Origin of the sequence: Citrobacter sp. Cpo147 (genome assembly GCF_030332405.1) — a bacterium.
GTDB lineage: Bacteria > Pseudomonadota > Gammaproteobacteria > Enterobacterales > Enterobacteriaceae > Citrobacter > Citrobacter portucalensis.
The window spans coordinates 1,251,445-1,266,476 of record NZ_JAOWHX010000030.1 but is presented as its reverse complement, the minus strand read 5'-3'; the positions used below and the strand labels follow the sequence as shown (position 1 = coordinate 1,266,476).

Annotated in this window: 13 protein-coding genes; 1 reads left to right on the top strand and 12 read right to left on the bottom strand. The window is 55.0% G+C overall.

Going from position 1 to position 15,032, the window contains the following annotated elements; translation table 11 throughout:
- Window positions 1-69 precede the first annotated feature (69 nt).
- The 8 genes from copA to OGY06_RS08600 form a co-directional block, all read right to left on the bottom strand.
- Window positions 70-2,571 (bottom strand): copper-exporting P-type ATPase CopA, encoded by a 2,502-nt coding sequence (copA, locus tag OGY06_RS08635; protein WP_032942557.1) that lies wholly within the window; start codon window positions 2,569-2,571, stop codon window positions 70-72.
- A gap of 147 nt (window positions 2,572-2,718) precedes the next feature.
- Window positions 2,719-3,489: a heme ABC transporter ATP-binding protein gene (locus tag OGY06_RS08630; RefSeq protein WP_063941326.1), complete on the bottom strand. Its 771-nt coding sequence runs from the start codon at window positions 3,487-3,489 to the stop codon at window positions 2,719-2,721.
- Window positions 3,486-4,478 (bottom strand): FecCD family ABC transporter permease, encoded by a 993-nt coding sequence (locus OGY06_RS08625; protein ID WP_063941327.1) that lies wholly within the window; start codon window positions 4,476-4,478, stop codon window positions 3,486-3,488. The genes OGY06_RS08630 and OGY06_RS08625 overlap by 4 nt, the downstream gene beginning before the upstream one ends.
- A gap of 51 nt (window positions 4,479-4,529) precedes the next feature.
- Window positions 4,530-5,153: an anaerobilin reductase gene (gene chuY, locus OGY06_RS08620; RefSeq protein WP_063941328.1), complete on the bottom strand. Its 624-nt coding sequence runs from the start codon at window positions 5,151-5,153 to the stop codon at window positions 4,530-4,532.
- On the bottom strand, window positions 5,153-5,647 hold the full coding sequence (gene hutX, locus OGY06_RS08615) for a heme utilization cystosolic carrier protein HutX (protein ID WP_063941329.1): 495 nt from the start codon (window positions 5,645-5,647) through the stop codon (window positions 5,153-5,155). Before hutX ends, chuY begins: the two co-directional genes overlap by 1 nt.
- 12 nt (window positions 5,648-5,659) lie before the next feature.
- Window positions 5,660-6,997 carry a heme anaerobic degradation radical SAM methyltransferase ChuW/HutW gene (gene hutW, locus OGY06_RS08610; protein WP_003831065.1) on the bottom strand — a complete coding sequence of 446 codons (1,338 nt, stop codon included), beginning with the start codon at window positions 6,995-6,997 and terminating at the stop codon, window positions 5,660-5,662.
- 18 nt (window positions 6,998-7,015) lie between these two features.
- Window positions 7,016-7,840 carry a heme/hemin ABC transporter substrate-binding protein gene (locus tag OGY06_RS08605; RefSeq protein WP_164563040.1) on the bottom strand — a complete coding sequence of 275 codons (825 nt, stop codon included), beginning with the start codon at window positions 7,838-7,840 and terminating at the stop codon, window positions 7,016-7,018.
- 2 nt (window positions 7,841-7,842) lie between these two features.
- Window positions 7,843-9,987: a TonB-dependent receptor plug domain-containing protein gene (locus OGY06_RS08600; protein ID WP_286605095.1), complete on the bottom strand. Its 2,145-nt coding sequence runs from the start codon at window positions 9,985-9,987 to the stop codon at window positions 7,843-7,845.
- 290 nt (window positions 9,988-10,277) lie between these two features.
- Here OGY06_RS08600 and cueR point away from each other — a divergent pair, with 290 nt between their 5' ends.
- Window positions 10,278-10,688: a Cu(I)-responsive transcriptional regulator gene (gene cueR / locus OGY06_RS08595; protein ID WP_008783984.1), complete on the top strand. Its 411-nt coding sequence runs from the start codon at window positions 10,278-10,280 to the stop codon at window positions 10,686-10,688.
- Here cueR and OGY06_RS08590 read toward each other — a convergent pair.
- The 4 genes from OGY06_RS08590 to OGY06_RS08575 are packed head-to-tail and all read right to left on the bottom strand — an operon-like array spanning window position 10,685 to window position 14,907.
- Window positions 10,685-11,401, bottom strand: a complete 717-nt coding sequence (locus OGY06_RS08590; protein ID WP_164563038.1) for a DUF3142 domain-containing protein — start codon at window positions 11,399-11,401, stop codon at window positions 10,685-10,687. The genes cueR and OGY06_RS08590 overlap by 4 nt on opposite strands.
- On the bottom strand, window positions 11,371-13,515 hold the full coding sequence (locus OGY06_RS08585) for a PA5441 family protein (protein ID WP_191221751.1): 2,145 nt from the start codon (window positions 13,513-13,515) through the stop codon (window positions 11,371-11,373). The genes OGY06_RS08590 and OGY06_RS08585 overlap by 31 nt, the downstream gene beginning before the upstream one ends.
- Window positions 13,516-13,534: 19 nt before the next feature.
- A complete protein-coding gene (locus tag OGY06_RS08580) occupies window positions 13,535-13,993 on the bottom strand; it encodes an NfeD family protein (RefSeq protein ID WP_126955905.1) in 459 nt (152 codons plus the stop codon).
- On the bottom strand, window positions 13,990-14,907 hold the full coding sequence (locus OGY06_RS08575) for an SPFH domain-containing protein (RefSeq protein WP_003831073.1): 918 nt from the start codon (window positions 14,905-14,907) through the stop codon (window positions 13,990-13,992). Before OGY06_RS08575 ends, OGY06_RS08580 begins: the two co-directional genes overlap by 4 nt.
- Between the last annotated feature and the right edge of the window lie 125 nt (window positions 14,908-15,032).

The window sequence follows — 15,032 nt, the reverse complement described above, 5'->3', positions numbered from 1 at the left end:
TCTTATCCGGCCCACAATGTTACCTGCACTTTGTAGGCCGGATAAGCGTGTGCGCCATGCGGCAGAGGGTTACTCTTTCGGTTTGAAGCGCAGCAGTCGGTTAGCGTTGCTCACCACAGTAATGGAGGAGAGCGCCATCGCCGCCCCGGCAACGACCGGATTCAGCAGTGTTCCGGTGAACGGCCACAGGATCCCCGCGGCAACGGGAATACCGATGCTGTTATAAATAAACGCGCCGACCAGGTTCTGCTTCATATTACGCAACGTTGCCCGGGAGATAGACAGTGCATCCGCAACGCCCATCAAGCTATGACGCATCAGCGTAATCGCGGCGGTTTCAATCGCCACATCGCTGCCGCCACCCATAGCAATCCCTACATCGGCCTGAGCCAGCGCAGGTGCATCGTTGATACCGTCACCCACCATGGCAACCTGACGCCCCTGGCTTTGCAGACGTTTAATCGCCTCGGCTTTACCGTCCGGCAGAACACCGGCAATCACCTCATCAATACCGGCTTCTTTGGCAATAGCGTTAGCCGTGGTCGGGTTGTCACCGGTAAGCATCACCAGACGATACCCGTTGCGGTGCAGACGCTGAAGTGCTGCCACGCTGTCGCTACGCAGTGGATCACGCACCGCTAACAGCGCCGCCGCTTTACCATCAATCGCCAACAGGACCGGGGTTGAACCCTGGGATGCCTGAGCAGTGATTTCAGCTTCCATTTCAGTGGTATCTACCTGCTGTTCATTAAGCAGCGCCTGGTTGCCCAGCAGCAGCGTATGACCTTCCGTTTCACCACTGACGCCTAAACCGCGCAGCGTACGGAAACCATTGACCTGTGGCAGCGTAACATCACCGGCTTTGTCCAGTATCGCTCTGGCCAGCGGGTGGCTGGACCCCTGTTCAAGGGCTGCTGCCAGACGAATTGCCAGTGCTTCATCGGTGTTGCCAAACGTTTTGATGGCGACAACCTGCGGTTTACCTTCAGTCAATGTCCCGGTTTTATCAAATACGACGGTATCAAGCGTACTGGCGCGCTGCAGCGCATCGGCATCACGTACCAGAACCCCAAACTCAGCGGCACGACCCACACCGGAAATAATCGACATTGGTGTTGCCAGGCCCAGCGCACAAGGGCAGGCAATAATCAGTACGGTAGTGGCAATCACCAGCGTATAAACAATTTGTGGTGCCGGCCCGAAGAAATACCAGATTGCTGCACTTACCAGCGCAATGACTACGACGACCGGAACGAACACTGAGGAGATACGGTCAGCCAGTTTGCCAATCTCCGGTTTACTGCTTTGCGCCTGGCGCACCATACGAATAATACGTGACAGCGTGGTGTGGCTGCCAACGGCGCTGGCGCGAAACAGCACGCTGCCGTCTTGTACGACCGTACCGGCGTGGACGCTATCACCTTCGCCTTTTTGTTGCGGAATAGGCTCTCCGGTCAGCATGGCTTCATCCAGCCAGGCTTCGCCCTGAGTGATTTCGCCATCTACCGGAACGCGGTCACCGGTGGTCAGGCGCAGTAACATTCCCGCCTGAACGTCTGCCAGCGGCACGTTCTTTTCACCTTCGTCGGTAACAACACGCGCGGTCGGCGGTGTCAGATCGAGTAATTTTTCCAGTGCTTTGGACGAGCGCTGACGAGCCCGCGCTTCCAACATGTGCCCGAGGTTAATCAGACCGATAATCATCGCACTGGCTTCATAATAGAGATGTCGTGCTTCCATCGGGAACCATTGCGGCCAGAGGTTGACACTCATGGAATAAAGCCATGCCACCCCCGTACCCAGCGCCACCAGCGTATCCATGGTCGCGGTGCCGTTCATCAGGCTTTTCCACGCGTTGCGGTAAAAATGACCGCCCGCGAAAACCATCACGGCAAGCGTTGCCAGACCAATCGTCAGCCATAGGCTACGGTTGTCGGCAGTGACCATCATGTTTTCGCCAATCATTCCCCATACCATGACAGGGATACCCAACAGCAGCGCGACGGCCGCCTGCCAGCGAAAACGTTTCATGGTTGCCACGGCGGTTTCTTGCTGACGCTCGCGGCGCTTAACATCATCTTCAATGGCTTCTGCGCCGTAGCCCGCTTTTTCCACCGCTTTCACTAACTGGTCGGCGGACGCACTGCCCATTACCAGCGCAGTACGTTCCGCCAGGTTTACCCGTGCCTGCGTGACACCCGGTACGCTTTGCAGAGCATCTTGTACGCGGATAACACAGCTGGCGCAGCTCATGCCGTTTAACAGCAACTGTTGGCTGTCATCATCAGCCGTAGCTGCCGGAAGCTCGGAAGGGACCGCTGCCAGTGCTTCCGACGGGATTGATGACTCCGTCAGCGGTTTAGCCTTTGGGTGGCTTAACTCCGCGCCGTAACCGGCTTGTTTGATGGTTTCAATCAGCGCTTCAGCACTGGCGCTCCCGGTGATGTGCGCTTCAGTCACAGTGACATCCGCTTGCTCAACGTCCGGGCGTTGCTCCAGACTCTCTTTAACGCGTTTTACACAGTGACCACAGGACAAGCCGTCCAGGGTTAGATCGATTGTTTGAGACATAACCAACTCCTTTATTGCAGGATTAACTGACTGTGATAAAGGTTAAACCTTCCATCTAGGGGAAGGTCAAGGGAGTTTTTTGAAAAGGTGCAAAAAGGGCGAAAAGGAAGAAAAACGGGAACGTCAGAACAGGACGCTCCCGGTCAATTATTGATTGAGAACAATAAGCGGCGTTCGATGCTCCGGTTCATTCATCACCGTGAGATCGGCGCCGTACAGTGCATTTAGTGACGATTGCTGCAGAACATCCTGCGGACGACCGTTATCAACTATCCTGCCGCGTTCCATCAATACAACGCGGTCAGCATAGCGCGCCGCAAGGTTGAGATCGTGCAGGACGCAGCAGACGCTGAACTGTCGTTCACCTACCAGACGACGCAGCAGACGAAAAAGATGCTGTTGGTGGTGAATATCCAGGGCTGAGGTGGGTTCATCGAGAAACAACCATTTTGGCCTGGGTTCGGGCTCCCAAAGTTGAACCAGCAGACGCGCCAGCTGTACCCGCTGTTGTTCTCCTCCCGACAGGTGCCGGTAATCGCGCGCGGCCAGCGCCTGGCAGTCACACAACGTCATGATGTGCTCCGTTTCATCGCCCGTATTGCGCGTACGATACGGATGCCTGCCCATGCGGATGACCTCCTGCACGCTAAACGGGAAGGCCATATGACTGTTCTGGCGCATCACGGCACGGGTTTTTGCCAGCTCGGTGATTGACCACTCGTTCAGCGGCTTGCCAAACAAGCTACAACGCCCGCTGTGGGGCTGCAGATAGCCCGTAAGCTGGCGAAGCAGCGTCGATTTTCCGGCCCCATTCGGGCCAAGAATCGCGATGATTTCTCCATCAGGTAGCGTCAGGGAAACGTCATCGGTCAGTCGTCTGCCCTGAATTTGGTAGACCAGATTTTCAACGACGATCATGACATCCTCCGGCTACGCAGTATTAACCACAGGAAATACGGTCCACCGATCAGGCTGGTTAACAGGCCAACGGGCATTTCGGCAGGTTGAACAAGTGTGCGGGCCAGCGTGTCGGCAATCAGAAGTAAACAGGCACCGGCCAACGTAGAGCAAGGAATCAACCAGCGATGATCGGCGCCGGTAGTCATTCTGATCAGATGCGGGATCACAAGGCCAATAAAGCCAATCACGCCGCTGACGGAAACGGAAGCGCCAACCAGGAGCGAGCTGAGCAACAGTAATTGCTGGCGCTTACGTTTGACGTTTACGCCGAGGTAATGCGCCTCTTCATCACCCAACTGCAGCAAATTAAGCGTTCCCGCCAGACAGACGGTGACAGCAATGGCTGGAAGAACAAACGTGCTGGCAACCAGCAGCGTTGGCCACTGGGCCTGGCCGAGATTCCCCATCATCCACAGCGTAAGTTGGCGTAGCTGCTGTTCGTCGCCCACATAGCTCAGCACGCCAATAGCCGAACCGCACAGAGCATTGATGGCGATACCTGCTAACAGCAGTTGCATCATTCCACCGTGGTTATGACGCTGGCTTATCAGGAAAATAATCGTGCAGACCACCATGCTGCCCGCGACGGCAAAAATCATCTGCTCATACAGCACCAGCACCACGGGGAATGAAAATGGGATAACTATCGCGATGCCAACCATCAGCGCGGAGCCGCTGCTGACGCCAAGCAGGCCGGGATCGGCCATCGGATTGCGAAAAAGTCCCTGCATAATGACCCCTGCCGTAGCCAGCGCAGCACCGACCAAAACGGCCAGCAGCACGCGGGGCAGGCGAATGTTCAACCAGATATCTCGGTATTCGTCGTTGAACAGGGCGCTGAAGCTAATGTTCAACGCCCCCTGGCTGGCACCGAACAGCATCAGAGCGACCAGCAAGAGAGAAAGGCCCGTCAGAATGCTGACGGAAGAAAGCGAGTCCTTAAGCACGCAACGCTCCATAACGTCTTTGCGGCGCGAAGTTTCCGCGCCGCGAGGGGTTTACGCGGGTTTCAGTCCCGGCTCAACCAAACTGTAAATCTGGTTTTTGAGTGCCGGTGCCGTGGCCAGTTCGTGAATGTGCCTGGCAACATCTGCGCGCATCACAAAGCCATGACACTCCTCGGCCTGTATTCGTTGCGCCAGGCCTGTGGCTTCACCGTTCAGCAAACCGCCGGGGCGGAGAATGGCGTAGTCCAGTTGACTGGTTTGTAGCCAGCTTTCAGCCAACGATTTTTCCCGTACGGCCTGGCCAAATGCGGTCCTGGCGCGTGGGGACAAAAAGGGCCAACTGTCGCCACAGCCCAGAGAGGTAACCAGAATCATGCGTTTGATCTCAGCTTTTTCTGCTTCATCAATGACGGTTCTGTGCGCCAGATAATCCTGGGCACCGCCCATGGAGGAGATCACCGTGGCATGCTGACCCGCTGCGCGACAGGCGCAGGCGGTGACCTGGCTGTCGCAGGCGTCGCCAATAAAGACCTGCACACCTTTTTCCTGCAGCCCGGCAGCAACCTGGGGATTGCGAACGACAGCAATCACCGGACGATGCTCCGCCAGTGCTAGCTCCAGCGTTTTCGCGCCGACGCCGCTTCCACCTGCACCAAAAATAAGCCATGGAGCCATCAGGCATGTTCCTTTAAAGATGAAGACAACGCGTGAAAGGCGCTGACCTGTTCGGCCAGTAGCTGTCGATGCTCATCGCGACCGAGGAAAATTTTGAACATAGCGCTACCCGCCTGGTTGAAGAAGAGAATGGACGCAGTGTCCATTCTCATAAATTTGCGTTCAATCAGGGCAATATGCGTGCAGTTTTCTGCCTTGATATGACCGGTCATGCCTTTTTTGCCGCGCAGGTTGAAGTAACCGTGGCGGTGGAATCCGGAAGGTAATTCACCGGTGAATTCCAGAATGACATCAGCAGTATGGACCAGGGTGGTGACTTTGCCCCATTCGCAGACGGTTTCCCAGACGGTATCAAATTGACTGCCGGAAACCAGCGTTGGGGAAGGGAGGTTTTTCACCACCTCCAGCAATGTAGTGTTGTACTGGGCTGCGATAGCTTCCAGCGTACCGTCCGGCTCAGTTTTCAAAAAATCCTGTAAAGAGACATGGCTCATTATTCACTCCTTTTATGGTTGCTCTACCGCAATGCGCGGCGCGTTAAGTGCCTGAATCAGTTCATCAAGAGACTGCAAAATATTGCTCGCCCAAAAACGCCCTTCATTGGTCAGGCGTACACAGGTGCTGGCATCTCGCGTCAGTCCTGCGTGATGCCATTGGGTCAGTAGCGGGGCCAGTTTTTGTGCATGAGGCGTCAGTTCATCCAACGGGACGCGGGCCGTCTCAATACCGGCCTGGAGAGTGTGTCGCCACTGGAAACCACGCTCGGCTGTGCGCATTATCATCATTAGCGGTTTTTTTCCGGCGGCGATAGATTCATGCCATGTATTCAGGTTGCGCTCGACCATCCAGGAATAGCCATTGACTGACCCTCCTGCGCCAGAGCCGAATGCCAGACAGTCTGCACCCTGTTTAATCAGCAGGTTGTACAGATTGCGTTCCCGTGTGGTACGCGCCCAGTGGCTGTTGCTGATGCAGCGCCAGCCCGCGCTGTCCATGAAATCGCAGCCCTGAAGATAGAGATCGCGGCGTTCGGCGGGAGAGGGAACGGTTGTGCGCCCGGTTTCAACTGCTTTGCCAAGCGGTGTATTAGGGATCAGATTCAGCGCATAAAGATCTACGCCGTCGAGGCCAATGTCGCGGGCAATCGCCAGATCCTCGCCCCACAGTTTTGCGTCTTGTCCTGGCAGACCAAATAGCAGATCGCACACCACGGCGGCACGATCCCGTTTTACCAGTCCCTGCATAAAGGCCGTTGCGGTCGGGCCGTCCGAAGTACGCGCCATTTTCTTGCGGATCCGGCTGTTAAAAGACTGAATACCGATCGAAAATCGATTGGCGCCAGCGTCAAGGCAGGCATCGATTCGCGCATCGTCAAAATTGAGCACTCGCCCCTCAATGGTGATTTCGCAGTCCGGCGCCAGCGGTAGCTTGTCACGCAGCGCGGTGATGATTCTGGCCAGGTCCTGTGCAGACAACGCAGAAGGCGTACCGCCGCCAAAATAGACGGCGTGAATGGGGGCTGACTGGTGTAATGCGCTATCAGCTTCCATCTCTATTTCGCGCAACAGCGCGTTGGTGTAGCGGGCGCAGTTGTCTTCTTCAAACCGGTTTTGATAAAAACCGCAGAAAGTACAATGTGTTGCACAAAAAGGGATATGCAAGTACACCAGCCGTTTACGTGGCGGGGTTGGCTGGCTGATGACCTCCTGCCAGGTTTGTGACAAAAGCTCTTTGGCAACCGGGATCGCCCCACGCCAGGGCATCGTGGCGCGGCGATCCTTAAATGGCTGACTTCCCTCGAGCGCAAAATGCGCGGTGAGATCCAGCGAGTGTTCAGTTTTCATTCTTCTTAATAAATCCAGTTAGTGAGGCCAGAATTGCTGGTGCAGGGCTTCAACCGCATCGGTGACGCGAGGTCCCATCCCCAGAATCAGCGCCTGGTCTACTGCCACAATGCGCTGATTTTTCCAGGCCGCAGTGTGGGTAATACCGGCAATCGCGCTCAGGCGAGCCAGACCGCCATCGACCATTTGCGACGTCACCACGATCACCTCCGGGTTGGCGGCGATCAGTGACTCCGCGCTGTAGCTTTTATACTGCGCATGGGTGGCGACATTTTGTGCGCCTGCGAGGGTCATAATGGCATCGGCAACGCTGCCTTTTCCGGCGATCTGAGGTGCGCTGCCGCCAGCAGAGAGAATGAACATTGCTTTGACCGGCGCGTTTTTCGCCGCCACGCTGTGCTTAATACGCTCCAGACGTTGCTGCAGGCGATTGACTAACGCCTCACCTTGGTCAGGAATGTGCAGTGTTGTAGCCAGTTCTCGAATGTTGGCGTACATCTGTTCTACGGTGGCCGGTACGCGCGGCAACGTCACGACGTTAACCTTTTGCGCCCGCAACTGATCCAACACGATTTGGGGTCCTGCATCCTGCCAGGTGATAAAGCTGTCCGGATGGAGCGACAAAATGCCCTCGCTGCTTAACTGCTTCCAGTAGCCGATATGCGGGAGTGCGGCAGTTTCGGGCGGATATGAGGTGGTTTCATCAACGCCGACCACCCGGTTGCCGACGCCCATGGCGTATACCAGTTCGCTAAGCGAGCCGCCCGCCACCACCAGGCGGTCGGCGGACTGGGCACTGAAAACGCAGGCGAGGCTCAGTAAGCCAATCATGAGTTTTTTCATCGTCAGAAATTCCACGCAAAGCCAACGGCGGCATTGAAACCAGCATCTGGAATAGATTCATGTGCGGTTCTGTAACGCTTATCGGTTAGGTTGTTGAGCGCGAGGTTGACCTGATACTGGTCCTGCGGACCGAACTCGGTGTTGAATGCGAGGTTAAGTGTGGCCCAGCCAGGGTAGTTGATTTCCGTGGTGCCGGTATTATCTTTAGCGCTGGACGCCGCGCGGATAAAGGCATCAGACGTCACGTTAGCGACATTCATCAACCAGGTATGTTTCAGGCCGACGCGCCCGGTCAGCGTGGGCTCGCCGGTATCCCAGGTTTTTAGGGTATTGCCTTCGTACTGACGGCGAATGAGATTACCGCTCAGGTAAGGTGAAACCGCCCAGCCGTTGTATTCTGCGGTGAGTTCCATGCCCCAGGTTTTGGCCCGATCGATGTTTTCGTAGTAGTAATAGCCACCCCGTGAAGAGGTGGTATTACCGCTGCAAACGGGTTGGCCTGAACAGGCCAGGCTGGCGATATAGTCTTTGGCTTCGGAGTAATAAATGGCGCCGTCAATCAGCCACATATTCCCTTTATACCGTGCGCCCAGCTCATAGTTATTCGAGTGTTCCGCCTTCAGGTTTGGGTTGCCGTAGGTCACGCTTCCGCCTGCGGACGTCTGCATAAACAGCTGAGTCAGCGTGGGGAAAACATAGCCTTGGGCATACGCTGCCCGGAGTTCAAGATCTTTAAAACCGGAATAGCGCAGGCTGGTTGAGGTCACTAGTTCATCATCGTGTACTGAATTTCCTCCGGTGGATTGCCAGGTACTGCCGCTGCTTTGCAGGGTTTGCGTATCGTTGCGATTGAGTTTCGAAGACAGCCAGTACTGGCGTGCGCCTATGGTCCAGGTCCAGTCATCGGCAAAGCGCCAGTCGTTTTGCGCGAATAATGAGGTATTGCTTTGCTCCGCTTCGTTGTATGACAGGGTGCGGGTTTGCGTATCGAAGAAGTCGGTAGCCGCGGTCTGGCGTGTACTGCCGTCCGTGTCCTGTTTGATTTTGTCATGCTGATATTGAGTGCCAATCACCAGCTCGTTGTTCGCGGGAAGGGAGAAATTGCCCTGCAGCGTTACCCCCTGGGTATACTGTTTGTCGTTGGTATTGGTTTGATTGTTTATCGTCAGCGCTTTAATCGCCGGGCTGGGAATTACCTGAGTCGTTTTGACCCGGTTTTCAAATTTGCGCTCTATTGTCTGGCTGTATGCGTCAACATGGATTTTCTTCAGGTAATCCCCGTCAGCCGCATAGTCGTAGAAAAGACCGATTTTCTCGCGTTCCAGCTTAGGTATTTTGACGCTAAAGTCGTCGAACTGGCCCTCTGGATCGTCAAACCAGGTTTGAGTAGACAGTTTGTAACGATCGAGCGAGAGTCCGATTTTATGGCGATCGAAGTTGTAGCCCAGCCACACGCCCTGGCCGTTATTACGGAAGTTGGTGTCAGGCAATCTTCCGTCAGGCGTATCGCGGTCCCCCTGGTCGGAGTAGCTGCCATTGATGCGGTAGTCAAAGTTTCCGATGCTGCCCCAGGCTGCCGCTGATTCTTCCCATCCTGCCGTTGCGGAGTTATAAACGGCCTTAATGCTGCCGCCGAGAGGCTTATCGCCGCCTTTTTTCGTAATAAAATTCACGACGCCGCCAATCGCCTGAGAACCATAGAGGACAGAGTAGGGGCCTTTGACCACTTCAATTCGTTCCAGTGCGGATTCGTCAATCAGCAAACCGGCCCCGTAGTTTTGTCCGGCGCGCTGGTAGCTGACGACCTGGCCGTCGATCAAAATCAGCACCCGCGAAGAGGCTTCGCCACGGATACGAATTTGTTTCCGGCCAGCGAGGGCGTTATCGGTGACTTCGACGCCGGGAATATCTTGTAAATCATCAGCAATAGAAACGCTGGTGGAGTTTTGCAGCGTCTGGTGATCGATAACCTGAATAGTTGCCGGGCTATCCCAGAGACTACTTTCAGAGCGGTTAGCCGTGACGATCACCGTATCATCGTCGGGCGTTGAAGCGTGTGTTGTAGAGGTAGCTGCAGAAGCAGCGCCGGACATGCATAATGTCAGGGCTGAAAGAATAAATGGCCTTTGGTTAATCCGTGGCAACATAAGAGAACCTTTATTGAATGTAAATGATCATAATTATCATTCGCGTTTATATATAAAATTGTTTCCTTTTGTTCAAGACGAAAGGTGCAGAACCAATACACCTTTTGATTTGAGTCAATTTTGTGCGGTCAATAAATGCAGAAATGTGATCTGAACCGGATATAACAATGTGAATTAAAAGGACTTGTGCATTGCGGTGTTGGTGGGAAATGTGCCGGGTTCTCGGGTAAACGATTACGGCAATCTGGGCTATAATGTGGCTCAGCACCAACAAGCACCGCGGGGGAAATGTGAATATTAGTGATGTTGCGAAAAAAACCGGTTTAACCAGCAAAGCCATTCGCTTTTATGAAGAGAAAGGACTGGTGACGCCGCCGCTGCGTAGTGACAATGGCTATCGCACTTACAACCAACAGCATCTGAATGAACTGACTCTGCTGCGCCAGGCGCGCCAGGTTGGTTTTAACCTGGAAGAGTGCGGCGAGCTGGTAAACCTGTTTAACGATCCGGCGCGTCACAGCGCGGATGTGAAAAAGCGCACCCTGGAAAAGGTGGCGGATATTGAGCGGCATATCAGTGAGCTGCAGGCCATGCGCTTGCATTTACTGGCGCTGGCGGACAGTTGCCCGGGTGATGACAGCGCTGAATGTCCGATTATGGATAATCTCTCCGGCTGCTGCCATCACAAAGCGAAGGCTTAACGGCGAGAGGGATTAAGCATAAACACCACCGTGCCGCGGTACCACGGGGATTTCTCAAGCTGCGCTTCAGCCTGTGGATCACGGTTACCGTTTTGCACCAGTCCCAGCTTAAATGGAATGCGCAGGCGGCTGAGCGCGGGCAAATACGCCTGATAATTCGTCACCGTGTGACGCCCCTGATAGCTTTGCACCACCAGTTCATCGACCGCCAACGCGTTCAGCGTAGCGACGTCGCCCGTTTTTGCCCAATCCAGTAGTCCGGTTACGCCTAGCGCAAACTCGGCCGGGAGCTGTTGGCGCAGTTGCTGCAGAAAGCGGGCGTAGTCGGTCAGTTGATGGGTCGCTGCGTCAAAATCAACCTGCAGGCCGATGACGTGATTCCCGGCGGTCTGCCAGCGCTGCATCAACCGTATTATACGCGCCGGGATCTCTTCCGGTACGTCGAGGGTTGTAAAGCGTACGGTCAGCCAGATTGAGGGAAAAGACAGACGACTGACTGGCAGTCCGAGGCGCTGGAACACCACGTTACCGGAACGAACCAGTACCTCGCCCTGGTGCAGATAAACCGTTTGCGCGTCTTTCAGCTCGTCACTGGCCTTCACCCCAGACCACAGCCAGAAGGCCGAATGTTCACGGGCGGCGACGATATTCGCCGCCTGTGCCTGACCTATCAGCAGCGCGGTTACCAGTAATATTTGAGTTTTTGCGCCCACGGGCTTCCCGGATACTGCGTTTTCAGTTGGGTGAACCAGCCCTTACGCTGCATTTTATCCACGTCTTCACCGCCGCATTCGTTAGCGCCTGATGGCGCATAGCACATGATGGCGCGATACAGCGCGAAGCTCTTATCTTCGACTTCCGCGGTGGGTGAGGTGATTACCTGCTGATAGTAGCTTTGCCTGTCGAACTGGCCGAAAGGTTTCTTGCGCGAGATAGCTGATTCAAGCACGTCGTTGCCAGCGCTGTTTTTCCACAGATCAACATGTGTTTGCGTGGTGCGGAAGAATTCGCCAAGGCAGTTCAGCGCGTGAGCATCATCCGCTTTTTTGCTCAATACCGTTACCGTTTCATTGAGGCTGCGGCACGTATAGCCCGCCTGCGCCGTGTCGCCATTCCAGTCGAATATGCTCAGGTTAACGTCAGCAAACGCTTCGCCAATGACCGGAGGCGTAATCGCGCTGGCCAGTTTTCTGTCAGTAAGCCAATCGCCAAAACGATTCTCTGTAAGATCTCGCACCAGCAGCGTATGCAGCGCAATGGTACGCTCTTCGTTATTAGGACCGTGGACGGCCTGCTGGCGTAGCAGTTCTGGCGTGGCCTGTGTTTTCAGCACCTGCGCGCGAAAGCGCAGGTTGGTCACAGTGCTATTCGGTGCGAAGATTGCTGCCACGTCGCCGCTATACACCAGCGTGGCGGCAAGCTTAGCCTGCACATATTGCTGCTGTTCGTTATCCTGGCTGAGTTTTAACAACTGCTGCCAGAAATCGCGCGCCTCGGCCCATTTCTTCTGGCCCATCAACGCTTCGCCGTACAGCACCTGTTCGCTGAAGGCGAGGGTATCGTGAGCGGCAAGTTTCTGCGCTGGCGTAACTGCCTGAATAATTGCCGCGTAGTTGCCCGTTGCCAGCCACAGATTGAGTTGCAGATCGCGCCATAGCGGCAGTTTTTGGCTCTGTTCAAACACCGGTTTGCTGGCGTCGAGCTGTGCCTGCGTCAGCGTGGGTTTGTTATTGTTATCCAGGCGCAGCGCGCGTAGCAGTTCGATATAGCTGACTCGCGGCGCGTTGGGGAAGGCTTCAACGACGGACTGGTCGTAGAACGCCATGCCATAGACATTATCGTATTCGATGACATTTTCGCGCAGTTGCCGTGCGTCTGCCGACTGCTGCAAAGTCTGTTCATACAACCCGGCCAGCTGCGGCCATGACTGTAAATACCAGTTGATACGACGCAACATGCCTCGTGAAGAGTCAGCGTAGAGTCCTTGGGGAAAACGCTGCAGATAGGCCTGCGCCAACTCTTGAGCCTGAGTGGCATCCTCGCGGTTAATTTTCGCAATATCAAAATCGCCGTACTCGCCCACGCTGTTCTGACTGCTCTTGTTCAACGCCGTGCGCATCAGCATGTATTGCGCGGTCTCTGCCAGCCACGGACGATCGCTTTTGGCAAGCTGAGCGAAATCCCGTTCGGCACTGGCATAATCACCGGCATAGAAACTGGCGGCTGCTGCCAGATAGCTTTTATAGGGCAGAGCAGGAGAATCTGCCGGGAAGGTAGCAAGAGAAGACTCAATTTGCTCGCGGGTTGCTCCGGAAAGCAGTCCTGTACGCGCCTGGGCTAAGGCCTGACGCTGTTCCGCCGTTAACGTGGAATCGGCCAACAGCGCGGCAAAAAACGCGCTGACGCTCTCGGTGTTATTCGAAACATGGCGGTTCTCAAGCTCAGCGTCGTTGATGTTTATTTCGTCGGCGCTAATGTTCAGCTCGGCCATCTGTTGGGAGAGAGGGCTGTCTGCGGCGGATGCCGGAGCAGCGGCTGGCTGCGGGGCAGCCTCATCCCACTGCGGGTGATAGGCAAAATAGAAATCACGGGAGCGGGTGATGTCTGCGGGCATTGATTGCACCGGCAGAGCAAATGATTTTTCCTGGCTCAGCAGCCGCAGCAGGTTGTCACGGCTGTCGTTTTCAGGGTTAAAGGTCGGCGTTCCCTTTAGTAGACAGCTGTCGTCGCTCCATTTGCAGTCTTCCATATCGAACGAAGCGAATGCCTGCGGGGCGGCGGTCAGCAATATGCAAAGGGCAAAGGCAAGGGGTGTCTTCCTGACCATAGTCTTATTTCCTGTCTCTTTAGTGTGATACCGCTTTTATAATCAGGGTGATTCCCTCAACGGCAATGACTTCAACCTGCGTTCCGGCGCTCAAATCGTCACGGGCGCTAACGGGCCAGGAGCTGTCGCCGACGCGCATATGTCCGCGACCATTGACCAGGGTGGTTTCCAGAATAAATCGACGGCCAACCAGCTGTTGTCCGCGCTGGTTAAGATGGCTGTCGGCTGGCTTTTGCTCCTGAACGCGCCTTGCCAGCCACTTCCACCACAGCCAGGCCGCCAGCAGAGTGAGGACAGCGAACATTGCCCCCTGCCACGCCCAGTCTAGCGGAACGAGCCAGACGACAAGACCGGTAATCACCGCAGCCACGCCGCTCCACAGCAGATAGCCGTTGCCGCCCAGCATCTCGGCGGCGAGTAGCAAACCGCCGAGGCTGAGCCAGAAGATGTGCGGGTGCACCAGAATCATCGCTATCATGATTTTTTCCGCTCGCTGGCGCTGTCCTTAACCAGTTCGGCGATCCCGGCAATGGAGCCCATCAGGCTACTGGCATCCAGCGGCATCATCACCACTTTGCTGTTATTCGACGAACCGATATGCTGCAGCGCTTCGGTGTATTTCTGCGCCACGAAGTAGTTCACGGCCTGAATATCCCCGGCGGCAATGGCCTCAGACACCATCTGCGTGGCGCGGGCTTCTGCTTCTGCGGAACGTTCACGCGCTTCAGCCTGTAAAAATGCGGACTGACGTTCACCTTCCGCAATGAGGATTTTCGACTGCTTCTCACCTTCGGCCTTAACGATTTCTGCCTGACGGATCCCTTCGGCTTCAAGAATGTAGGCGCGCTTGGTACGTTCGGCTTTCATTTGCGCGTTCATGGCGTCGATAAGTTCTGCAGGAGGACGCACGTCGCGGATCTCAATACGGGTGATTTTTATTCCCCAGGGATTGGTGGCCTCATCAACGATATGCAGCAGGCGCGTGTTGATATTGTCGCGCTGGGAGAGCATTTCATCGAGCTCCATCGAGCCGAGAACAGTACGAATGTTGGTCATGGTCAGGTTGATGATCGCCAGTTCCAGGTTGCTGACTTCATACGCGGCTTTCGGCGCATCGATCACCTGAATAAAGCACACAGCATCAATCGAGACGTTGGCGTTATCTTTGGAGATGACTTCCTGAGAGGGGATATCAAGCACCTGTTCCATCATATTGATCTTACGACCAATGCGGTCCATGAACGGTACAACAAGGCTTAAACCCGGTTGCAGGGTTTTGGTGTAACGGCCAAAACGCTCTACCGTCCACTGATATCCCTGCGGGACGATTTTGACGCCTGCGCCGACGATCACCAGCGCGACAAAAATAAGAATAGGAATAAAAATCAGCATTGATGAAACCTCCTGTTGTGCTGTCCTTTACTGCCTCATTAGTCAAATTATACCCGATTTATCAAGGTGAGCTCCCCTATAATAAATTACAGGGATATACCCGTCATACTTCAAGTTGCATGTGC